This window comes from Grimontia sp. NTOU-MAR1 (assembly GCF_035758505.1).
Lineage (GTDB): Bacteria > Pseudomonadota > Gammaproteobacteria > Enterobacterales > Vibrionaceae > Enterovibrio > Enterovibrio marinus.
Genome location: NZ_CP142108.1, coordinates 1,052,487 through 1,074,084, shown reverse-complemented (window position 1 = coordinate 1,074,084; position 21,598 = coordinate 1,052,487). Strand labels below are relative to the sequence as shown.

At 47.5% G+C, this 21,598-nt stretch carries 23 protein-coding genes, 10 tRNA genes and 1 pseudogene; 22 read left to right on the top strand and 12 right to left on the bottom strand.

All coding sequences use genetic code 11. The features are described 5' to 3' along the window. Positions 1–78: 78 nt before the first annotated feature. Positions 79–1,002, bottom strand: a complete 924-nt coding sequence (locus tag VP504_RS04935) for a DUF808 domain-containing protein (protein ID WP_325893220.1) — start codon at positions 1,000–1,002, stop codon at positions 79–81. Between the two features lie 69 nt (positions 1,003–1,071). Beyond that, the gene (gene ltaE, locus VP504_RS04930) at positions 1,072–2,082 is read right to left on the bottom strand and encodes a low-specificity L-threonine aldolase (protein ID WP_325893219.1); all 1,011 of its coding nucleotides are present in this window, start codon (positions 2,080–2,082) and stop codon (positions 1,072–1,074) included. A gap of 143 nt (positions 2,083–2,225) precedes the next feature. Here ltaE and VP504_RS04925 point away from each other — a divergent pair, with 143 nt between their 5' ends. After that, positions 2,226–2,960 carry a sulfite exporter TauE/SafE family protein gene (locus VP504_RS04925; protein WP_251875772.1) on the top strand — a complete coding sequence of 245 codons (735 nt, stop codon included), beginning with the start codon at positions 2,226–2,228 and terminating at the stop codon, positions 2,958–2,960. Positions 2,961–3,026: 66 nt separating this feature from the next. On the opposite strand, the gene VP504_RS04920 is transcribed toward VP504_RS04925, so the two are convergent. Together VP504_RS04920 and VP504_RS04915 are read right to left on the bottom strand one after the other, a co-directional pair. Beyond that, the gene (locus VP504_RS04920; RefSeq protein WP_325893218.1) at positions 3,027–4,070 is read right to left on the bottom strand and encodes an ABC transporter substrate-binding protein; all 1,044 of its coding nucleotides are present in this window, start codon (positions 4,068–4,070) and stop codon (positions 3,027–3,029) included. A gap of 75 nt (positions 4,071–4,145) precedes the next feature. Further along, the gene (locus VP504_RS04915) at positions 4,146–4,433 is read right to left on the bottom strand and encodes a hypothetical protein (protein WP_325893217.1); all 288 of its coding nucleotides are present in this window, start codon (positions 4,431–4,433) and stop codon (positions 4,146–4,148) included. 38 nt (positions 4,434–4,471) lie between these two features. On the opposite strand from VP504_RS04915, the gene VP504_RS04910 reads away from it, so the two are divergent. From VP504_RS04910 to VP504_RS04850, 13 genes are all read left to right on the top strand, one after another. Then, positions 4,472–5,755 carry an NAD(P)/FAD-dependent oxidoreductase gene (locus VP504_RS04910; RefSeq protein ID WP_325893216.1) on the top strand — a complete coding sequence of 428 codons (1,284 nt, stop codon included), beginning with the start codon at positions 4,472–4,474 and terminating at the stop codon, positions 5,753–5,755. Between the two features lie 114 nt (positions 5,756–5,869). Further along, on the top strand, positions 5,870–6,478 hold the full coding sequence (locus VP504_RS04905) for a 2OG-Fe(II) oxygenase (protein ID WP_325893215.1): 609 nt from the start codon (positions 5,870–5,872) through the stop codon (positions 6,476–6,478). A gap of 81 nt (positions 6,479–6,559) precedes the next feature. After that, on the top strand, positions 6,560–7,168 hold the full coding sequence (locus VP504_RS04900) for an alpha-ketoglutarate-dependent dioxygenase AlkB family protein (protein WP_325893214.1): 609 nt from the start codon (positions 6,560–6,562) through the stop codon (positions 7,166–7,168). Positions 7,169–7,325: 157 nt separating this feature from the next. Continuing rightward, positions 7,326–7,399: transfer RNA gene (locus VP504_RS04895), tRNA-Cys, on the top strand. 4 nt (positions 7,400–7,403) lie between these two features. After that, a tRNA-Gly gene (locus VP504_RS04890) sits at positions 7,404–7,479 on the top strand. A 63-nt stretch (positions 7,480–7,542) separates the two neighbouring features. After that, positions 7,543–7,619: transfer RNA gene (locus VP504_RS04885), tRNA-Met, on the top strand. 32 nt (positions 7,620–7,651) lie between these two features. Beyond that, positions 7,652–7,727 (top strand) — tRNA-Gly (locus VP504_RS04880). A 37-nt stretch (positions 7,728–7,764) separates the two neighbouring features. Continuing rightward, a tRNA-Met gene (locus VP504_RS04875) sits at positions 7,765–7,841 on the top strand. Positions 7,842–7,873: 32 nt separating this feature from the next. Next, a tRNA-Gly gene (locus VP504_RS04870) sits at positions 7,874–7,949 on the top strand. 37 nt (positions 7,950–7,986) lie between these two features. Then, positions 7,987–8,063: transfer RNA gene (locus tag VP504_RS04865), tRNA-Met, on the top strand. A gap of 32 nt (positions 8,064–8,095) precedes the next feature. Further along, positions 8,096–8,183 (top strand) — tRNA-Gly (locus tag VP504_RS04860). Between the two features lie 37 nt (positions 8,184–8,220). Beyond that, positions 8,221–8,297: transfer RNA gene (locus VP504_RS04855), tRNA-Met, on the top strand. 848 nt (positions 8,298–9,145) lie between these two features. Then, a complete protein-coding gene (locus tag VP504_RS04850; protein WP_325893213.1) occupies positions 9,146–9,685 on the top strand; it encodes a hypothetical protein in 540 nt (179 codons plus the stop codon). Between the two features lie 434 nt (positions 9,686–10,119). Here VP504_RS04850 and VP504_RS04845 read toward each other — a convergent pair whose 3' ends face one another. Then, positions 10,120–10,305 (bottom strand): hypothetical protein, encoded by a 186-nt coding sequence (locus tag VP504_RS04845; RefSeq protein ID WP_325893212.1) that lies wholly within the window; start codon positions 10,303–10,305, stop codon positions 10,120–10,122. A 777-nt stretch (positions 10,306–11,082) separates the two neighbouring features. Between VP504_RS04845 and VP504_RS04840 the strand changes: the two genes are divergently transcribed. The 3 genes and pseudogenes from VP504_RS04840 to VP504_RS04830 all read left to right on the top strand — a co-directional run bounded on the left by VP504_RS04840 (position 11,083) and on the right by VP504_RS04830 (position 13,850). Continuing rightward, positions 11,083–11,574: an Lrp/AsnC family transcriptional regulator gene (locus VP504_RS04840; protein ID WP_325893211.1), complete on the top strand. Its 492-nt coding sequence runs from the start codon at positions 11,083–11,085 to the stop codon at positions 11,572–11,574. Positions 11,575–11,765: 191 nt separating this feature from the next. Next, positions 11,766–12,731: an arginine deiminase-related protein gene (locus VP504_RS04835; protein WP_325893210.1), complete on the top strand. Its 966-nt coding sequence runs from the start codon at positions 11,766–11,768 to the stop codon at positions 12,729–12,731. Between the two features lie 186 nt (positions 12,732–12,917). After that, positions 12,918–13,850: pseudogene (locus VP504_RS04830) on the top strand (exopolyphosphatase). Positions 13,851–13,883: 33 nt separating this feature from the next. Here the strand turns inward: VP504_RS04830 and VP504_RS04825 are convergent. Next, positions 13,884–14,243 (bottom strand): HopJ type III effector protein, encoded by a 360-nt coding sequence (locus VP504_RS04825; RefSeq protein WP_062711272.1) that lies wholly within the window; start codon positions 14,241–14,243, stop codon positions 13,884–13,886. Positions 14,244–14,597: 354 nt separating this feature from the next. Here VP504_RS04825 and VP504_RS04820 point away from each other — a divergent pair. Beyond that, a tRNA-Ser gene (locus tag VP504_RS04820) sits at positions 14,598–14,688 on the top strand. Positions 14,689–14,947: 259 nt separating this feature from the next. Here the strand turns inward: VP504_RS04820 and VP504_RS04815 are convergent. The 6 genes from VP504_RS04815 to flgA all read right to left on the bottom strand — a co-directional run bounded on the left by VP504_RS04815 (position 14,948) and on the right by flgA (position 18,797). After that, complete coding sequence (locus VP504_RS04815) at positions 14,948–15,643, bottom strand: lytic transglycosylase domain-containing protein (RefSeq protein WP_442788892.1); 696 nt, start codon at positions 15,641–15,643, stop codon at positions 14,948–14,950. A gap of 3 nt (positions 15,644–15,646) precedes the next feature. Then, positions 15,647–16,087, bottom strand: a complete 441-nt coding sequence (locus VP504_RS04810) for a flagellar protein FlgN (RefSeq protein ID WP_325893208.1) — start codon at positions 16,085–16,087, stop codon at positions 15,647–15,649. 7 nt (positions 16,088–16,094) lie between these two features. Beyond that, positions 16,095–16,376 (bottom strand): flagellar biosynthesis anti-sigma factor FlgM, encoded by a 282-nt coding sequence (gene flgM, locus VP504_RS04805; protein ID WP_325893207.1) that lies wholly within the window; start codon positions 16,374–16,376, stop codon positions 16,095–16,097. Between the two features lie 201 nt (positions 16,377–16,577). Continuing rightward, positions 16,578–17,348 carry a helix-turn-helix transcriptional regulator gene (locus VP504_RS04800; protein WP_325893206.1) on the bottom strand — a complete coding sequence of 257 codons (771 nt, stop codon included), beginning with the start codon at positions 17,346–17,348 and terminating at the stop codon, positions 16,578–16,580. Positions 17,349–17,356: 8 nt separating this feature from the next. Further along, positions 17,357–17,887 (bottom strand): YbhB/YbcL family Raf kinase inhibitor-like protein, encoded by a 531-nt coding sequence (locus VP504_RS04795; RefSeq protein WP_325893204.1) that lies wholly within the window; start codon positions 17,885–17,887, stop codon positions 17,357–17,359. A gap of 112 nt (positions 17,888–17,999) precedes the next feature. After that, positions 18,000–18,797 carry a flagellar basal body P-ring formation chaperone FlgA gene (gene flgA / locus VP504_RS04790; protein WP_325893203.1) on the bottom strand — a complete coding sequence of 266 codons (798 nt, stop codon included), beginning with the start codon at positions 18,795–18,797 and terminating at the stop codon, positions 18,000–18,002. Positions 18,798–18,877: 80 nt separating this feature from the next. Between flgA and flgB the strand changes: the two genes are divergently transcribed. From flgB to flgE, 4 genes are read left to right on the top strand one after another with little or no spacing between them, the layout of a single operon-like run. After that, positions 18,878–19,240 carry a flagellar basal body rod protein FlgB gene (gene flgB / locus VP504_RS04785; protein ID WP_325893202.1) on the top strand — a complete coding sequence of 121 codons (363 nt, stop codon included), beginning with the start codon at positions 18,878–18,880 and terminating at the stop codon, positions 19,238–19,240. Positions 19,241–19,242: 2 nt separating this feature from the next. After that, positions 19,243–19,677: a flagellar basal body rod protein FlgC gene (gene flgC / locus VP504_RS04780; protein ID WP_325893201.1), complete on the top strand. Its 435-nt coding sequence runs from the start codon at positions 19,243–19,245 to the stop codon at positions 19,675–19,677. Then, positions 19,677–20,357: a flagellar hook assembly protein FlgD gene (gene flgD / locus VP504_RS04775; protein ID WP_325893200.1), complete on the top strand. Its 681-nt coding sequence runs from the start codon at positions 19,677–19,679 to the stop codon at positions 20,355–20,357. Before flgC ends, flgD begins: the two co-directional genes overlap by 1 nt. 39 nt (positions 20,358–20,396) lie before the next feature. Beyond that, complete coding sequence (gene flgE / locus VP504_RS04770; RefSeq protein WP_325893199.1) at positions 20,397–21,593, top strand: flagellar hook protein FlgE; 1,197 nt, start codon at positions 20,397–20,399, stop codon at positions 21,591–21,593. Positions 21,594–21,598 lie beyond the last annotated feature (5 nt).

Here is a 21,598-nt window from a genome sequence, read left to right as displayed (position 1 = left end):
GTTGGCTGTTTTATCCAAAGTTAAGGGTAGTTAAAAATTCAGGCAATCCGTAGTAGTACGCAATTACGATGTTTAATCTCACGATTTAGATGACTTCAATTTGCTGGCGACACTATAAAGCCCAACAATAATCAGCCCTGCAACCAATCCAATCAAACCATTGAGTAATGTTGGCACCAGCGCAGAAATCACGGTGCCGACGGTCGGTATCAGCGCAGTTTCCTGTGCGGCGTCTGTAATGAGTTCAGAAAGAACATGTACACCGTGGGTGAGGATACCACCGCCGACTAAAAACATGGCGACTGTGCCGACAATAGACAGCCCTTTCATCAGGTAGGGTGCAAAGGAGAGCAGACCGCGGCCCACGGCTTGTTTGATACTGCCTGCTTTTTGGCTGAGATAAAGTCCGGCATCATCGATTTTGACAATCACTGCGACCAAGCCATAAACACCTATCGTCATTAAAAACGCGATGCCAAACAGGGTGACAACTTGGGTGAGGAAGGTAGCTTCTGATACTACACCCAGCGTGATGACAATGATTTCGGCCGAGAGGATAAAGTCAGTCCGGATAGCACCTTTTATTTTTTGCGCTTCGTATTCTACGGCGTCTAGCGTAGCGGTATTGAAGTCCTGCGCTTCACTGGCAGAGTGTTCTTCTTTTTTGTGAAAGAAGGTATGGAGCACTTTTTCTGCGCCTTCAAAACAAAGGAAAAGACCACCCAGTATCAGCAGCGGCGTGATCAGCCAAGGCGCAATGGCACTGATAGCTAGGGCCGCTGGCACCAGTATCAGTTTATTGAAAAAGGACCCTTTGGCGACGGCCCAGACGACGGGTAACTCCCTGTCGGCTTTTACACCGGAAACTTGCTCCGCATTGAGGGCGAGGTCGTCACCCAGTACACCCGCCGTCTTTTTCGCGGCGATTTTACTCATGACGGAGACGTCATCCAGAATCGTGGCAATGTCATCAAGCAGTGTAAGAAGGCTGGCTCCTGCCATGGTCATTCCTCTTTTATCTATGTAAAAAGAGGCGGAAAACCGCCTCTCTCTTCGTTATTCACTTCCAGTTTAGAGCTGTTTTTCGATGGCTGCGAGCAGCGTATCTATGTCTGGTTTCGTCACATCTTTGTGGGTTACAAAACGCATTGCCTTGTGAGATGGCGAAAACAGAATCCCCTGTTCTTTCAACGCAGACGCAATGGCACGAATATCAATATGCGTGGCAACATCGGCGTAAACGATGTTGGTTTGCACCGGGTAGATAAAGGTATTGAAACCCGGAATTGCCCCGAGATTTTCAGACAGATAACGGGCGTTGTCGTGATCATCTTTGAGACGTTCGACATTTTCCGTCAGGGCAATCTTACCGGCTGCCGCCAAGATACCAGCCTGACGCATGCCACCACCCACCATTTTACGCAGTCGACGTGCACGCTGAATGCAGTCAGCATCACCTAACAGCAAAGAGCCAATCGGTGCCCCTAGACCTTTTGACAAACAAATGGTCATGGAGTCGAAATGCTGGCTGATTTCTTTGATGTCTGCGCCCAACGCTACGGATGCGTTGTAAACACGAGCGCCATCTAAATGGAGTTTCAGGTTGTGCTGATTCACGAATTCTCGCGCTCTCGCCAGATATTCCAAAGGTAGCACTTTCCCACCTATGGTGTTTTCCAAGCTGAGAAGTTTGGTGCGCGCAAAATGAGAGTCATCCGGTTTAACCGCTGCCGCGAGCTTTTCAAAGCATAGGGTTCCGTCTTTGTTGTTCTCGATGGGTTGAGGTTGAACAGAGCCCAGTACCGCTGCACCACCTGCCTCGTACTTGTAATTGTGCGCTTGTTGACCGCACAAATATTCGTCACCACGCTCACAATGTGCCAGAATACCCAGCAAGTTCGCTTGGGTCCCCGATGAGGTAAATACTGCTGCCTCAAAACCGTGGCGCTCAGCAGCCCACTGCTCCAGCTCATTGACCGTTGGGTCGTCACCATATACGTCATCACCCACGGGTGCGTTAGCCATGGCTTCGCGCATTTTTTGATCCGGCTGTGTCACTGTGTCTGAGCGGAAATCAATCATTCTTATCTGTCCTGATTACACCTATGATCGAGTAAGCAGATTACTCCTCATTGAAGAAAAAGTAATTACAAAACATCAGGAATCATTCTGTCGTCCATAACTTGAGTCAGAAGGGCTGGGTCGATGCCAAGGGGAGGAAATATATGGATATGTCGCTGGTTTTCATTTCGTTAGCCTGTCTTGTGACAGGCTTTTCAAAGTTCTCAATCGGTGGGATGGGGCTTATCATTTTGCCGCTGACTATGCTGGCATTTCCAGGACCGGAAGCGCTGGGTGTGATCATTCCGCTTTACCTCCTTACCGACTTTATTGCCGTGCTGACTTACCGCAAAAATGTAAATTGGCGTGTGCTGGCAAAACTCCTGCCTTTTGGCGCGCTAGGCGTCATCGGAGGCACCTATGTTTTGGGTAACATCGACCCACATACCTTCATGACGATTCTGGGTATTTTGATTTTCACACTACTCGGTATGTCAATCTGGCTGGATTACCATCCGCTCCCTGTTTTCACCAATCGTTATGCAGCGAGTGTTGCTGGTGCATTGTGTGGGTTTGTTGGTGTACTGGCAAATGCCGCTGGCCCACTGATGGGACTATTCCTGCTTGAGCAGAAAATGGATAAATCCGCCTATGTGGCGACACGGGTTTGGGCATTCCTGACCTTGAATATCATGAAGCTGGTGGGCTTGGTGAGTCTAGGGTTGATTAACACAGAAACCTTACAGGCGAGTGCGAGTGGTTTGCCTGCGCTGTTTATCGGGATGTTTATTGGCTACAAGGTGTTTGCCCGAATTTCTGCAGAGCAGCTTAAGTTGATTGTGCGTGGGGCGATTTCACTGAGTGCGGCACACATGCTTTTCTTTAAGTCGTCGAATTAGCTATGACCTATCAGAATAAGACGAAAAACCGCGGCTCATGGCCGCGGCTTTTTTCATTAAAGCGAGTTAGCTTTTCAGCAATTGCCAGTAACGGTTGTAGATGCTGACCGCTTCACCCACATCGTTAGTGAATTCGCCTTTTTCAACATCTTCGTCTGATGGGAAAATCACGTTGTTCTCGGTGTATTCCGCAGACAATTTTTCTTTCGCACGCTTGCTTGGTGCTGGGTAACCCAGCTCTTCGACCATTGCCGCTTGGTTTTCAGGGCGGTATAGGAAGTCGATGAACTTATGTGCCAGGTCGACCTTCTCAGCGCCTTTCGGAATGATAAAGTTATCCATCCACAGGATTGAGCCTTCGTCTGGGTAAACAAACTCGATGTTTTCCATCTCAGCTTGTGCTAGGTAGGCGTTACCGTTCCACTGTTGACCGATACCGACTTCGCCGGTCACAAACGGTACGTGCGGTGCATCTGAGTTGTAAACCACGACATTTGGACGCAGATCTTTCAGCATTTCATAAGCTTCTTTGATCTCTGCTTCGTTGGTGGTGTTGATGCTGTAGCCTTTGGCTTTCAGTGCCATGCCGAAAACATCTCGTACGTCGTCGAGCAGCATGATTTGGCCTGCGAACTCGTCGTTCCAAAGATCAGCCCATTTGGTCACATTGCTGCCATCAACGATGTCACCGTTGTAACTGATAGCCGTCACGCCCCAGATGTAGGGCAGGGAGTAGTCGTTGTTTTTGTCGAATGGTTGACCCATCAGACCAGGAATAATGTCTTTAACATGTGGGATTTTCGATTTGTCGATTTTCGCCAACATGCCTTCGTCACTCATGCGCTGGATAAAGTATGTCGATGCAAACGCAAGGTCATAGCCTTTTCCATCAAGCAACTTCAGCTTGGTATACATGGATTCATTGTTTTCAAACGTTGAATAGTTAACTGAAACATCGTACTCCTTCCCAAACGCCTTAATCACACCCATTGGCATGTACTCGGCCCAGTTGTAGATATTCAGTACTTCATTGTTTGCAGAAACGTTGAAAGAAACTGTTGCGGTAAGTGCGATGCTTGCCGCTTTCACCCCTTTAAGATATTGGTTCATTTGGTTTTATCCTTAAGTGGCATACCCAAACTACCTTAAGGCACAGGTAGACTTCCTTCCTCTCACCTACATGTCTTACTTATAGCGCGATGGGGAGTAGAACCATTTACTCGCCTTCCACCAAGCTCCTAGTAAAACCTGTCTTTTCGCTGAAAAAGCGCCTTGAGGTAGTTTGGGTAAATACCAAGCTGAAAAATGAACGCGCATCATCAAAACATTTGTCCCCTCTGTCAATGAGAATCCCTTTGAAAAGGTAACAATTTGTGCGCCGCGCACAGCATCAACGAACGCGGTTATTTTTGAGCTTGGCGAAGGGGCAAGAATCCCTTGCTTGGAATGTGGCTTAGTGCGAATATTCGCCATCTTTTTAATTAACCCTTTTATCAGGATTTAGTCGCGAAATGGCGAAAGAACACGGGTATATCGATAGCTACTATCAGGCAACGGCAAATGTTTTGCCTCAACAACCAGAGTTAACCAGTGATATTCAAGCGGACGTTTGTATTATCGGTGCTGGTCTGACGGGCACGAACGCAGCGATTGAACTTCGTAAGAAGGGCATGAGCGTGGTGGTGCTGGAAGGTCAACGCATCGCGTTTGGTGGCTCAGGTCGCAATGGTGGTCAGGCGCTGGTGGGCTATTGTCTGGGTCTTCGCGAAGTTGACGAAGAGTACGGCCCAGAATGGGGCAAGCAGCTTTGGGATTTGTCCGTTGAATCTATCGATATCATTCGTGAACGCATCAGCGAGTTCAACATCGATTGTGACTTTCAGGAGGGTTACATCGAGCTGGCGTTGAATAAAGGTCAGGAGAAAGAGCTGAAGTCTTGGCATGAGCTGAAGCATGGTCGTTACAGCTATCCGGTTGCTGAGTGGTGGGATACTGACAAAATTGAGCAGGTAGCCAACACCCGTCGTTATTTGGGCGGCTTATTCGATCCAAACAGCGGTCACGTTCATACCCTGAACTACACGCTGGGTTTGGCGCAAGCGGCGATTTCCGTTGGCGCAGAGATCTATGAAAACAGCCCAGTGATCAAACTGGAAAAAGGGGCAGGGTTTAACACGGTAAAAACCGCAAAGGGCAGCGTGAAAGTAAAACAGGTTCTGCTGGCTTGTAACGCATACCTTGATGGCCTGCATCGCAAGGCGCAATCAAAAGTGCTGCCTGTGGCTTCTTACATTGCTGTGACTGAACAGCTTGGCGATCGCCAGCCAATCACTAACAAGATGGCGATGTCTGATCTGAATAACTGTCTGGATTATTTCCGCCCGACTGCTGACGGACGCATTCTGTTCGGCGGTGTGAACCATCCGTTCAATGGCGAGTATTCAGATAGTCAGGAGCGTCTGCGCCAACGTATGCTGAAAGTGTTCCCACAGCTGGGTGACGTGAAGATGGAATATCACTGGGGTGGTCTGTTTGCGGTGACCCGCAGCTACATGCCGGAAATCTCGCATTTGGGTAATGATATCTATACAGCCCATGGCTACACTGGTCATGGCGTTGGTTTGACCAATATCGCAGGCCGTGTTGTTGCTGAAGCAATGGCAGGGCAGGCGGGGCGCTTTGACGTGTTCTCACGTATCGATCATGGCTGGATTCCAACGCCGAAAGTGCTGCGTAAACCTGCCCTCGCGATGGCGATCTGGAAAGCCAAAATGGAAGACGCTCTGGCGAACTAATGGCAGACCCATCTCACGATTAGATTTTTAAATCCTTTCCATAAAATCTGTGATTTGAAGCAGCACTAACACAAGGGGTAGATTCGCTACCCCTTGTATTTAGAGGTGCTGACAATGAACACAGATACGTTATTAGACGCACTTCATACCCAAGGTTGGTACGTGTGGGATGATTTCCTGAATGCAGAAGAAGTAGAACAACTTCGTAATGCCATTCCTGAAAGCATGAAACCTGCTGGCATCGGACGACACCGGCAGCACCATACCAACAAACAAATCCGTAGTGACAAGATTTCCTGGCTGGAGCGCGGAAAGCATCCTGCCTCGGACGATTTTCTCTCTCGAATGGAAGCGATAAAGAACGACGTCAACCGCCACTTCTTTTTGGGTTTGTTCGAGTATGAAGCGCACTTCGCGCGTTATGACATCGGCGATTTCTATCAAAAACACCTCGATACTTTCGAAGGCCGTTCTAACCGCCGTTTAACCACGGTGATGTATCTCAATGATGAGTGGGCGGATGAAGATGGTGGTGAGATTGTGATTTATGATATCGACGACAATCATCTCAATACGCTATGGCCAAAAGCAGGACGTTTACTGGTGTTCCTATCGGAAGAATTTCCTCATGAGGTATTGCCGACCAACCGAGAGCGTTACAGTATTGCTGGCTGGTTCCGTGTGAACGGCATGCGTGGAAACCGCGTCGATCCATCTCGTTAATTTGTTATACCGTTTTATCTCGCTCGATTGTTAAGAGGTAAAACGGTATCTTCATCTCACACAAGCAATAGTGGAGGTGAGATGTTTCAGGGCGATCTTTTTCAGCAAACAGGATGGATCGACATTCCAGACGGGAAACTGTTCTGGGAGCCTGAGTTTATTCCCCCTGGTATCGCTTCTGATATTTTTCACCACCTCTCCGAGTACCTCCCCTGGGAACGGCTTCCCATTAAAATGTTCGGCCGTGAAGTGCTGCAACCTCGAATGCAGGCTTGGTTTGGTGATGCCTACTCATATTCAGGGCTTAACCTGAAGGCCGCAGTTATGCCTGAATCATTACTTTCATTGAAGTCCCAGTGTGAGCAAACGTCTGGTGCGGCTTACAATTCTGTGCTGGCGAACCTTTATCGTGATGGACAGGATTACATGGGGTGGCATCAAGATAATGAACCGGAGTTAGGTACCGAGCCAAGTATTGCTTCTCTGAGTTTTGGCGAAACTCGCCGCTTTGTTCTTCGTCATCTTCGAACCGGAGAAAAACGGGAATTTGAATTAGGTTCTGGTTCTCTGCTGATAATGGCGGGCAAAACCCAGACTTATTGGCAACATGCAGTGCCGAAAACCTCAAAAATGAGGGGGCCTAGAATCAACCTCACTTTCCGGAATATTAACTTCTTAGCGAAATTCTGAGCAAAAAAGGCTCGATATGGTCGATTTATATCGGCTTTGCCGCGATTTTAAGCGAACGAACTTTTATTTCGAAATTAGTGTTGACTAGATCACGCGAATCCGTAGAATGCGCACCGTACCGCAGCGGAAGGCGACTTACCAAAGCGGAACATACAAAGGCGCGTTGGCAGAGTGGCTATGCAGCGGATTGCAAATCCGTGGACCTCGGTTCGACTCCGGGACGCGCCTCCATGATGCGACACTAGCTCAGCTGGTAGAGCGCAACCTTGCCAAGGTTGAGGTCACGAGTTCGAACCTCGTGTGTCGCTCCAATCTCTTTTAAGGGATTGAGAAATGGGAATAGCTGTCATCGTGCTAGAACGATGAGATACGGACGCGGGATGGAGCAGCCTGGTAGCTCGTCGGGCTCATAACCCGAAGGTCGTCGGTTCAAATCCGGCTCCCGCAACCACATACAGTTTATTCGGCTTAGCCGGGTAACATGCGACACTAGCTCAGCTGGTAGAGCGCAACCTTGCCAAGGTTGAGGTCACGAGTTCGAACCTCGTGTGTCGCTCCAATTAAGTTGTCATCGCACTTGAACGGTGAGATACGGACGCGGGATGGAGCAGCCTGGTAGCTCGTCGGGCTCATAACCCGAAGGTCGTCAGTTCAAATCTGGCTCCCGCAACCACATTTAGTTTATTCGGCTTAGCCGGGTAACATGCGACACTAGCTCAGCTGGTAGAGCGCAACCTTGCCAAGGTTGAGGTCACGAGTTCGAACCTCGTGTGTCGCTCCAATTAAGTTGTCATCGTACTTGAACGGTGAGATACGGACGCGGGATGGAGCAGCCTGGTAGCTCGTCGGGCTCATAACCCGAAGGTCGTCAGTTCAAATCTGGCTCCCGCAACCACATTTAGTTTATTCGGCTTAGCCGGGTAACATGCGACACTAGCTCAGCTGGTAGAGCGCAACCTTGCCAAGGTTGAGGTCACGCCTAAGCCTTGAAGATCGAACCTCGTGTGTCGCTCCAATTAAGTTGTCATCGTGCTTGAACGGTGAGATACGGACGCGGGATGGAGCAGCCTGGTAGCTCGTCGGGCTCATAACCCGAAGGTCGTCAGTTCAAATCTGGCTCCCGCAACCACATTCGCAAGCCCAGACCTATTTAGGTCTGGGCTTTTTTGTATGTGTAAATTACTGTGACGTATAACTTTTTGAATTAGTGGAATTACTTCTTTCTGTGTCCTCTACATGGAGCATGAACTGAATCTCTTATTCGATTTTTCAACCCGATTATGGGAAGCATAGGGCATGAACTTGCTGTAGGTTTCCAGCACCATCTTTGTATACTTATGGCCCATTTGAGTAGCAATCCAACTCGGGTTGGCATCCTCGATCAGCATCTAACCGGTAAACGTATGATGGGTTTGATAGGGTCCACGGCGCCGGATACCTGCGCGCTTGACGCAACTATCCCAAAGCTCGGAGATACCATTGGGCTTGTAATGATTTGTTAAGTCGCCAGATTTTCTTTTCAGGCCAAACAAGAACACCCAGCAACAACTATCGACACGGGGTTTATTCTTTTCTCGGGTTTTAACTGTTACGTTGGCCGTTTTACCCACCTTTTGCGCTGATACTCCGAGCTCAAGGGCGATGTCTGTAGCGGTGTAGTGTTGAACTGGGGATATCCCAACCTGCGGTGATAAGCGCGGCGATAGCTTTATCAGATAGCCGGCAGGCAGAAAGTAGCGCCGGCGCAACGTCCAAGTTGCATGTCTCGCAGTAGGCTTCAAGGGTCGTGTAAGAAACCGCACACTTCCGACCTCCTATTGGCAAAGTAAAAATATTCTTCATCCAAATACGCAATGTTGATACAACCCATTGTAACTACAGTCATTCAGAATAATTACCTTCGCTGCTGTTCTGCGTTACTAGCGCTCGATAGAAGGCACTGCTGACTCAATCAGGCGCATCTGGCTGGGAAAAATAATGAAGTTAAAAACAACATTCTGCATAGCTTTAGCATTTACGTTGGCAGGTTGTGGTGCTGGTGAACCACCATTGACCATTGCCAGTAAAGAAAACCACTGTCCGGAAGGAGTAAAAGTTCCTAAAAACCTCGTCGGACACTGGATAAATGACGTACATATCAACGGAGTGAGAGGGACCAGAACGCTAATTATTACAAGTGGCTGCAATTACCAATATTATGAGACTGGAAATGCAACGTTTCACTCAAAGATACATCTAGATGAAGAAACAGATTACCGCATGTATGGGATACCGTTTCAGAAAATATCACATTTCTTACCGCAGAAGTTTTATGTGGAGAAATGGCAAGGTCAAGTCGTCCTTCAGGACCTGGAAACGGGCAATATCGAGTATCAGAAGGATGATGAAATAGTAGATGGCCACATCTCATATGTTTATGACTCTGACCAACAGCGACTAATACTGTATTTTGGTGACCACTTTAAAGTGTATAAAAAGCTGACCTCTGAGCTTCGACCAAATAACAGGACAGAGTGAAGTCATTACTGCTACTGCGATGTAGGTTTTGTCAGTGAAGAAGGCGTTGTTCAATACACCCATTTTGATGAGTGGAATCATGTGACGATGCGGCACGATGTATCTGCCTGATGGTGAGTATCTTGGGGTTATCAGGTCATTCTCTTCAAAAACGGAATTCGTTGGGTGGTTAGCCTTTATAACTGACCATTCCTCATCAGGTTCTGAAACAGGAGATAGTTGGCATACCAATAACCAATGGGTAACCAAATCCGGACTGGAAGAGTTCGCCACAAAATGCTCCGGATAGCGGAGTATTCAGTTACACATCAGCCATCGGTGACACGCAAACACTTGATTCGCCTCCATCAGCCCATTGCTTTCTAATTGTCGGTTAGAGCCCTTCACACCTTTCTCCTGCCAACTGCCAACGCATTGTGTTTGGGCTCTCCAGCCTATCTACCTGGACCTTCCAGCTCATCCAGCCTCGCTTCATGACCGAGTATTGCATCAGCCTGTTCGGAAGGTGTATTGAGCTTCTTCAAGGCACCATCCAGCATTAAATCCAACGTATCTACGTTCTTTGCACGGCGGAAGAAGATGAGCCAGTCAGTGCGGCTTTTAGGTGTAGTGGTTGTCATGGTTATCTCTTACAAGGAAATCGCCTGTATTTTAGCAGTTTTGGTATTGAAAGGTTGAGCTGTTAGATAAACACGGAATTAAAATGGCAAGTTCATTTACTATACCTAAACAACCTGAAGATGCAGGATTCAACTCGCCCGAAGGGAGGCCTTCAATGCGCCCACTTCTTCGTTAAATTCCACGGAAATAGAACGACTATTCCTCGTGAAATTTGCCTCGAATTGAACGCATTGATGACCTCTGAATGCGCGCATCTTCAGGTCGTTTGGGCATAAACCTGATACTTCAAGGTGCCACATAGCATATCGACAACGAAGATAATCCGGAGGATAAGAATAAGTAATTGAATTTATTGATTTTTTATTGTTTTTATAGCAATGGTACTTTTTGTCTTTGCGGCCATTAATTTGGTGAAATTCTTGTATGGCCTGACCAAGCTTCAATTCAAAATCAGAAACCTACTCTTATTCTTTGTTTCTTTGTTTCTTTTTTCCTGATCATTGCTGCACTTTGAAGTGAAATATCCGACGAGTTATGTTGAGACACCAAAGATCAATAGCCCCTAGGGAGGTATCTTCCAACGCACTTGCTTCAATCTTAATTCTCGCGACGCTGGTGCCTGCGGCTTCTTCTTTAGCGTGCCCCTTATCGAAAATGCGCAAATTACTGTCTAACCGAAAACTCTAAGGATTATTGCTGTTAGGGAGATAGGAAAAAGTCATATTACCTGCTCTAATTGACTATGATAGCTTTTTCGCAGGAAAAGGAGTAACAGTATGGCAAATACTACCTCTACGCTCGATCGCACTGACATCGAAATACTTCGAATTCTTCAGACTAACGGCCGTCTACCCGTGGTTGAACTGGCAAAAAGGGTGAATCTCACTACGACGCCATGCTCTGAAAGGGTAAAACGCCTCGAAAGGGAAGGGTACATTTCTGGCTACCACGCCGATATTTCGGCGGAGAAGTTGGGCTTGGATGTGGTTGTTTTTATTCACATGCGTCTTGATCAAACCAACCTTTCAATCTTCGATAAATTCGCTAAATCAGCCATGCTGATCCCTGAAATTGAAGAGTGCTATTCACTTTCTGGTGATTTTGACGCCATGGTGAAAATAAGGGTGAAGAACATCAAAGCCTATCAGAAGTTCATGTCGACCCGTATTATCCAACTCCCCGGTGTTATCCAAACCCGAAGCGAAATTGTTATTGCCGAATACAAGCGAAACGCTGGGATCAACCCTGACTTAATTGCGGTGTCTTGATAAAGAAACGTTAAGATAAAGTGATGGGTAAATCTGTGTCATATAGGTAAATTAACTAAATTTTTATACTAAATCAGTTAATGCTTGAACTAAGACGATGTATTCCCTTCATATTCAGGTAACTTTCCCATGTAACCATCGCTAAACTTAAACTCACAACAATAATGTTAATAATATGTTGAGGTGTTTAGATGGTCGCACCCATTCCGAGAGATACGATCAACTCTCAGGCCACTGTCCATGCAGCGAGTGCTGTAGTGATGGTGCCACCTATTGATTTCAAATTTAATGTGGAAACCAGCGCAGATAATGAGTTTCAAAAATCTCTGGCTCTTTCTGACACTGAAATCCGCACCAAAGCGTTAAGCGAATTTTACGGTATGGTGGAGCTATTACGGTCACATGGAGTGAATGTGACGGTGATGGATTACTCCTCAGAGCAAGGCGAAACGCCAGATGCCGTATTCCCCAATAATTGGTTTTCTACCTCAGCCAATGGCGACATTTACCTGTTCCCAATGGCGTGTGAAAACCGTCGTCGTGAATTACGTCCTGAAGCGCTCTTGAGTGCCTTGCAAGAGTCCGGGTTCAAACCTGCAAAGGTGCATCGCCTAGGTGATTTGGAGGCACCAGAAGCCTTTTTGGAAAGCACGGGTGTGATGATCATGGACCATGTTAACTCCACCGTATATGCAGCTTTATCCGTTCGTTGCGATCGCGATTTACTTCAGCAGTACGTTAACCAGGCTGGGGTCAAAGAAGTGATTTACTTCGATACCCATATGTCTTCTGGCTCACCGGTTTACCACACCAATGTGATGATGGCAGTAGGTGAAGGGTTTGCAGTGATCTGTGATGAAATCATCGAAGAGTTTGAGCGTCGCAGGGTGCTGAACTCTCTACAAAAGACAAAAGACGTTGTTTCAATCAGTGAAGAGCAAATGGGGCAGTTTTGCGGCAATATCCTCGAGCTACAAAACAGCAAAGGCGAACGTCTGATTGCCATGTCTCTCTCTGCCTATAATGCTTTCACCCTAGAGCAAAAGCGTGTATTGCGTAAGCATGGCAAGCTGGTTCCAATCGATGTATCGACTATTGAGACCATCGGGGGTGGCAGCGTGAGGTGCATGTTGGGTGAGAACTTCTTACCACGGTGAAGAAAGAAACTTCAAAGAGCCGCTTCAAAAAAAGCGGCTTTTTCTTTTCGGGCGTAGCACAACAAACAACAGATTTCCTCAGTGAAGTTGCAGATCTGGGTATTCGTCTTATTCTTAAAGGTATGTAGCGTTATTGGAAATAAAAAGCCATCAGATGGCGAGCCTTTAATTACGGGAGTTAAGTTAATGCCAGAAAGACGATATCGTCTTATCACACGAAGTGATTTCGACGGACTAGTATGTGCTGTGCTGTTAAAGCACATTGACTTGATCGATGAGATCAAATTTGTGCATCCCAAGGACATGCAGGACGGGATCATTGAGATCACTGAATATGACATTACGACCAACTTACCCTAAAACGCGAAAGCACACTTGTGCATCGATCATCATTCCTCTGAAATGGTCCGAAATCAGGACCTGAGCGCGAATCATATTATTGACCCTGATGCGCCTTCGGCAGCTCGTGTCGTCTGGAAGCATTTTGGTGGAGAGAGTACTTTCCCTGCGGCCTGGGATGAAATGATGGAAGAGGTCGACAAAGGCGACTCAGCACAATATACCAAAGACGAGGTTCTCTATCCCGAGGGGTGGGGGTTGCTAAACTTCATTATGGATTCCAGAACTGGTCTTGGGCGTTTCCGTGAATTCCGTATTTCAAACTATGAATTGATGATGGACTTAATTGATCACTGCAAGGCCAAGTCTATCGCAGAAATAATGGCACTTCCTGATGTTATAGAGCGCGTTGATCTTTATTTCAGCCATCGAGAAAAGTTCCAAGAACAAATCCGACGCTGTGCATCAGTATGTGGCAATTTAGTTATGTTAGATCTACGCCGTGAAGATACAATTTGGGCTGGCAATCGGTTCGAAATTTACGCGCTTTATCCGCAGTGTAATATCTCTATTCACGTGCTGTGGGGACTCAAAAAACAAAATACAGTGTTCGCATGTGGTAAGTCTATTTTTGATAGATCATCACAAACAAATATTGGTGAATTAATGTTGAAGTATGGTGGCGGTGGTCATGAAAATGCAGGGACATGTCAGGTCGCCAATGAGATGGCCGCGCAAATAGAAGACGAACTCATCGTGCAAATAAACAAAGATGGTTAAAGATTGAAAGCCCCTCAAACGAGGGGATTTCTCTTAGTTATTTCGAGGTTCTTTGGGTGACAACGGAAGTCTGTCGAAGGAAACACCTTTCCAACCATTATGAATGAAATTTCGAATGTTTAGGTGGTCTTTACCGCTGGGGTGGCCCAGAACATCATCTCTGTAGTATCTGCCAAAACATGCTAATACAGAACGTTCATCAAGTCCGTGTAACTTTCCAAACGCAAAAATCTTGCATGACCCCGTGTTTTGACCCGCTTTATTGATCAAGTCGCCATTCATGAATTCCGCCGGAGAGTACTGATAAAAACGATCAATGACTGAAATGGTGTCTTCGAATTCAACGAGCTCAGGAGTGTTAGAGAGCTTAAGTAAGAAGTTACTGAGTTGCATGATAATCCTAACTGCTATTGCTTAATAAACTGGCTTTTAGTGTGCATTTGGAATGAGCTGAATATTAGGCCATTCGTTTAAAAGCCTCGCCAAGCATTTCCTTAACGATCTGTTTTAACAGGATGATACAGCAAAGTGAAGTACCATATACGATTACATATTATGCTCCAAAACTTCTGAAAGTTTGTCTTTAAAGTAAGGCAAATGTGAATGTGTTTCGTGGTTGTTTCTTAAGATTGCGCTTGCATGAGGACAGAATAGAAGCCAATTGATTTTAAAAGCATCAAACAAACCTAATTGGATAAAAAAATATTTACAGTTTTCTGAACTGCCGCTAGTATTTGCGGCACTTACGGAGAGATGGCTGAGTGGTTGAAAGCACCGGTCTTGAAAACCGGCATACGTTAATAGCGTATCTAGGGTTCAAATCCCTATCTCTCCGCCACATTCAAAAAGGCCGCTGAACTATCAGCGGCCTTTTTGCATTTTTAACCCTCGCAAGAATGCAGAACCCTAGATTCTAGGTTCAGCCGAGCGAAGCGAGACAACGTTGTCCGGCGAAGCCGGGTAGGCAACGGCCCGAAGGGCAAGGGAGCTTGCGACCGAGTCAATCCCTCTATTCCTCGTTTTGGCTCCGCCACAATAGATAAAGCCCGCTCACCGAGCGGGCTTTTTTGTATCTCAAATTCCTTATGGCTAACCGACTAAAGTTTGATCAAAGGTGGAAGTGTCTCGAACTCGATCAACGGAGAGGTTGAAACCTCTGCGCCATTGGCAAACAAAGAGAATCGTGGTGAAGGGGTGAGGTCGTTCACATCGACCAACGTGGAAAGCGCGTAGAAGCGGCTGATGTATTGATGGGTTTCTGATGGCAGTGTCAGTGCAGTGAACCGCGAATTTCCAGCGCGCTTTATTGCTCTGGATACACGTCCTTCACCTGCATTGTAAGCAGCCAACGTCAGTGACAAATCGCCTTTAAACTTCTTATGAAGAAAGCTGAGGTAAGCCAACGCGGCGTCTGTGCTCGCGGAGATGTCAAAACGTTGATCATGATTGGGTGAAACGCTTAATCCAAAACGCTCTGCGGTTGCGGGCATCAATTGCCATAAGCCAGTAGCGCTAGCCGATGAAACTACATTGGGATTGAAAGAAGACTCCAGCATGGGGACTAGCACCAAGCTTTGGGGTAACTGATGTGCTTTTAGCCTTTTCAGAATGTCAGAGACCAATGAGTTATTGGCATTGAAGCGTTGCTGGATTTGCTTTTCATGTGGCGAAAGCACTGCGAGTTCTTTTGAAATGGCTTGTTGAGAAGGCTTTGCAAAAACCGAAACAGGAAAAAACAGAAAACACGAAAGCAGCAGTGTTTGACGTGTTTTTTGGTAGTGCCTGTTGAGCATAACTTAGAGCGTGTTTTCTTGATAAGTCGGTGATGAAGCGGTCGTCATTTGACTCAGCATTTCATGGAAACTGGCAGAGGTTTGGCCATTTTCGGCATTGTACTTTTGGCATTGTTCAATGAGATTTTTGAGCATCGACCATTGATTTTTGGCTTGTGTCGATAGCGTATTCGGCAACACTGAAAGTAGCCGGGTTATTCCGTTATCATCTGCGGAAAGCCCCAGCTGTATCAGGCTTTGCGATCTTTCATTGGACGAACGTTTTAACGCCGCCAAGAGCGGTAATTGCTGCTTGGTGTTGGCGTCAAGTAAGTTGGCATCAAACGTCAGGTAGAGCGCTCGCTGCGCTTTGAGTAAAGGCAAAAGCGCCTGATAGTGCCGGATATCATGTCCTACCGTTTGCAGGAAAGCCTTAATTAATTGCTTTTTGTCTGACGTCATCATCTCTCAATCACTCGTGTCCGGTGTGAAACTTCATCACTGCCTGTGACAACGCCTGCATATCCAATCCCAGCTCTCCACGTTGAAGAGCTCCTCGGATTTCCTCAACTTTCGTCATATCCACATTTGCTAGATTCGCCATGTCTTGCTGAGCTTTCTCAATCGCAGCAGTATTAGTATTGATGTGAGTCTCAGAAACTGATGGGGGAACAGGGGATTCTGGCGATTTAGGCGTGGTTTGGCTCAAGTTGGTGTGGTTAACGTGTCCACCTGCGACTTTGTCGATTTTCATGGTATTCGTCCTGGTTCATCAGTGGTGTTGGTGCTTACTGAGGTTATGCGACAGGAACATTTGCCACATTAAATACAATGATGAATTTTCTACCTTCGCAAAGCCTCTTTTAACCGAGAAACGAATCCGGGCGCGAGAAGCCTGGGCAAAAAATGCCAAGCTCAGTCCACAAAAACGGGAATTTTGGTCAATCTTTGAACACTACAGGGTTTGAACGTATTCCTTTGGTGAAAGACCAAATGTTTCTTTAAAACGGCTGGAAAACCGTGCTTCTGATTGATAGCCACATGCCAGCGCTACGTTGAGCTGTGAACGGGATTTCTGCATCAGTGATAAGGCGTAGACCATGCGAACATTGGTAAGAACAGTGCGGAAGGAAGTGTCTTCCGCAGCGAGTCTCCGTTTTAACGTCGCGGGGCTCATGGAAAAGTTTGCCGCAATGGTTTCAATGCTATGTGCCTCGCTAGGGTTGAGGCTGAGGTAGCTGGCGAGCTTTTCTTTTAGTGAGGTTTCTGCGCCAGGATAGAGCAGATGAAGTGCCTTAGCCTCTTTCAGCTCAGCATAGAATCCCATCAGGAAATGCCTCTGCGTGGTTTCTGACAGCGACTTTCCAGCCATTTCATAGAGAGTTTCAAAGCAATAGGCGAGTTGCGGTGTCACTGTGAGCCGTGGTTCTTCAGTGATTGATACTTGCTGTGTTTCCTCTAGCCATTCACGTGGCGGCGGATCCAGAAAGGTCAGTGTTCTTGAAAAGAAATCGGTCTGTGAAGGCTCATTAACGAAAGTGAGGGAATGACTGGCTGGAACCACCAACCAGTCTTGTGGCGAGTAATGACGGGAACTGTCGTGCCACCAAAGTTGTTTGAGCCCACGGTTTACCCAGACAATCGTCGGAGCGTATACGAGCACATTACGCAGCGGCTGATTAGTGATGCCTCGAAATTGTCCTGTTTGTACCAATGCTCTCGTCATTCTATTTCTTACTCTCTCACATAGGTTGCAGTCTGCGTCGCTTTATCCAATGCGGTGGCATTGAGCATGTACCCGATTAGCGCATTGGATGGGTTATCTGGTAACGCTAACTTTTCGGCAGGCATCGCCCATACTGTAAATTGATAGCGGTGCATGCCGTGGCCTACAGGTGGACAAGCGCCGCCATACCCAATTGCACCATAATCATTTTCCATCTCACGCATTTGCTTCAAATGCCCTGAAGCGCCTTGTTTCATGCTTTTGGTGGAAGCGGGAATATCCAATGCTACCCAGTGCCACCATCCGCTACCTGTCGGTGCATCGGGGTCGTAAGCGGTAATAGCAAAACTCTTGGTGCCTTCCGGAGCATCTTTCCAGCTCAGTTGCGGTGAGAGGTTTTCTCCGCTGCAACCAAAACCCTTAAACGCAAAGGTGTCAGCCATTCGCGAGCCTTCCTGAATATCATTGCTCGTCAAGGTGAATGCCTGGCTGTTAAATGCGGCGGCTGCAAGGATTGGAATTAAAACGGTGAATTTCATTTTGGCTCTCCTTTTCATTAAGTGAGAGTCAGAATACCGAGCAATGATAAGAGTAAGTTTACACAAAAGCTCAAAGTTAAACTAAATAGAAAGCATTTTGAGCTTTTAAGGTTTAAAACTGAGTGTGAACCTGATTGAGTCCAGTCACGATGGCACGGACGACTTTGTTAGAAGAAAGATTCTGCACGTCGATTTGCTCTCCTTTCTTCCCGCTTTCTAACGCCACACCTTTCGTGCTGGCCGAGAAGCCATTTTTACTGGCAATCACCACCACTTCATTGCCTTTCTCTATCAGGGGGATAGCAATCAGCTTGTCGGGGTTCAAGATGTGTCCTGTTCGAATTCGCCTCGCTGTTTGATAGTCGGTGGCGTCAGATATTTCGGTAAAAAAGAGCTCATCGCGGGTCAATGCCCGAGGCTCAACTGAGAGTGCCAGGGCAGTCACTGTCTCACCGCGTTGAAGATTATGCTTGGCGACGACCACGGGCAGGGTCAGGGAGGTTTTGAGCGATACATTCAGCCGCCAGCTTCTATCCCCATCTTCACAGCTCACGGTTCTGCGCAGGTTACCGATAGGCATAGATTGGTTGTCCCTTCCTTCTATCACAAGCTCGGATTGGCATCTTGGTAAGTGTACGGCAGAGGGCGGCACCCGAATGTCTGCGCTGAATTGAAATTCCTGCCAGTTTCTCGATGCGGCAATGTTGTTTATTTCGTCTTCATAGGCTTTCGAAACTGCATCTTCAACGCTTTTGAGTGTCATGGTTTCAGGCTTGGCGAAAGCGGGTGATGTGACCAGTCCTAACGTTAACACCAGCAACACGTTCTGGAGGGAAGTTTGGTGTTTCCCTCTTCTGACGGAGACTTCCGATTTGCGGAAGTTGGGCTTCCTTTCTTTTTTATAAATCATTGAAATTTATTGTTTATATTTCTGGCATGCATCTTGTTTTGTTCCTTGGGTATTGGAATTAACCCTAAAAGGAGAGAGGCATGGCTATCACGTTTGAACAAGCCTTGGGTGTGCACCCGGATGCTCTGAATTTTCGCGTCCAGCGTACCAAAGTCCTCGCGAGTAACCTAGCGAATGTTGATACGCCCGGATACCTCGCCAAGGACCTGAGCTTTACCACTGTGATGGGTGAAATGTCATCTGACAGCGTGAAGAAAGCGCCGCCAAAAATGCAGATAGCTGCACAGTATTCGATTCCTTATCAGAACAGCAAAGATGGTAATACCGTTGAGCTTGGGGTCGAGCAAGCCAAGTTCACCCAGAACAATATGGATTTTCAAACCAGCCTGACCTTCCTGAATATGAAATTCAATGGCCTGGCGAAAGTGATTGAAGGACGTTAACCATGGCATTTACGGATATCTACACCATCGCAGGTTCTGCCATGACAGCTCAGACTGTCCGCCTGAATACCGTCGCGAGTAACCTCGCCAACGCTGATGCGGTATCAGCGAATCCGGATGATGCTTACAAGGCACTCAAGCCAGTATTTGCCACTGTTTACAGCAATACCCAACTCACCGCGGGGAAGAATACATACCCGAATGCCGAAGTGCGAATTGTTGATGTGGTGAAGAGCAGCAACGAAGCAGAAAAGCGCTTTGAGCCAAACAACCCGCTGGCAAACGACGAGGGTTATGTTTACTACCCGGGCATTGATGTGGTTTCTGAGATGGCAGACATGATGTCTGCCACCCGAAGCTTCGAAACCAATGTTGAAGTGATGTCGAATGTGAAAAGCATGCAGCAAGGCCTGCTGAAATTAGGGCAGGGCAGCTAATGAGCATTGCACACTATTCCGCTCTTTCTGCAGATACGCCGGTGAAAGCTTCCGCTGACGAGTCTGGGATCGCCAATAACCCGCTCGACATGAACAATTCTTCCTCTCTGCAAAACGAATTTATCACCCTGATGGTGGCGCAAATCCAGAATCAGGATCCGCTCAATCCCCTTGATGGCACTGAATATGTCAGCCAGCTAGCGCAGTTTTCCCAGGTTCAGAGCATGGAGAACATGTCCGGCATGATGCAAAACAGCATGGTGCTGATGGACAACATGCAGGTGCTTTCTACGGCAGGTTTGGTGGGTCAAACCGTGTATGTGGATTCCAACGAGTTTGAACTTGGGGAAGGCATCCAGAACGGAAAAATCGAGCTGGAGCATGCCTCTAATCAGGTCACGCTGGTGGTACAGGATGCCTATGGTCAGAAAACCGAAATTCCCCTTGGTGCTTATGGAAAGGGCGATGTGGATTTTTCTATCGACCCGGAAAAGCTGGGGCTAAAACCGGGTGAATACAAAGTGTCCGTCAAGGTTCAGGACGGACAGGCGAATCCTAATATCTTGCTGGCTGGCAAGGTTGAGCAGGTTCGAATTCCAAGTACTGGCGGTGCAGCACTGGTGAATATTGCGGGTGTGGGCAGCGTGCCTTTCTATTCGATCGCCCAGTTTGGGGCATAGTCACCAAGCCAAAACAATAACAAGGAACAGAGGTTAATCATGAGTTTTAATATCGCACTGAGCGGTCTGGATGCGACCAATACCGAGCTGAATACCATCAGCCATAACATTGCCAATGCGTCCACCTATGGATTTAAAGGCGCTCGTACCGAGTTCTCAGCGGTTTACAACGGCATGCAGCCAGGTGGCGTGGAAGTGGCGTCCATTTCCCAAAATTTCGATAAGAATGGTTCTGTAACTGGCACGGGACGCGTGATGGATTTGGCCATTAACGGCAGTGGTTTCTTTGTGACCAAAGACAGTGCAGGCCAAATGCTCTACACCCGCGCAGGCGTATTCGGCACCGACAAAGACAACTTTGTGGTTTCCAACAACGGTGCAAAACTCCAAGGCTACAGTGTTGATGGCGGCGGAAATCTGCTTTCTGGCTCAGTGGGCGACCTGAAAATTTCCACGTCCTCTTTGAATGCAAAAGCGACGGATAAACTGGATTTCATTGCCAACTTTGACGCAAGTGCTGAAGTCATTGATCAGACAGCAACCCCCTTTGATCCGAATGACCCAAGCTCTTTCAATTCATCCTATACCTCTAAAGTTTACGACTCCCTCGGCAACTCCCACACAGTGACCCAGTACTTCACCAAAACCGGTGATAACCAGTGGCAGGTCAATGTGCAAGTGGATGGGAGCCCAACACCGGTTGAAACCGTTGCCGTGAATTTCAATCAAGATGGCACATTGGCAGCGCCAACCGCACCGTTCAATGTCTCCTTCCCGGCAGCAGGTGCAGAGCCGGTGAGCCTGGATATCAATCTGGTTGGCAGCACCCAGTTCGGTGCGGCGTTTGGCGTAAGCACCAATAACCCGAACGGTTACACCTCGGGCGAACTGGCGGGCGTGCGTGTGGAGGATAACGGCATGGTTTACGCGACTTACACTAACGGCCAGTCCCAGCTTCAAGGACAGGTTGTATTGGCTGACTTTGCCAACCCGCAAGGCCTTTCTAAAGTGAGTGGCACAGCGTGGACACAAAGCTATGGTTCAGGCGCGCCGATTCTTGGTGCTCCGGGATCGGGCACGTTGGGTGGTCTGACGCCGGGCGCGCTGGAAGGTTCGAACGTGGATTTGACCACCGAGCTTGTCAGCCTGATGACCGCTCAGCGTAATTATCAAGCCAACGCCAAAACCATTTCGACTAATGACAAGCTGACTCAGGCGCTGTTTAACGCGATTTAAGGAAA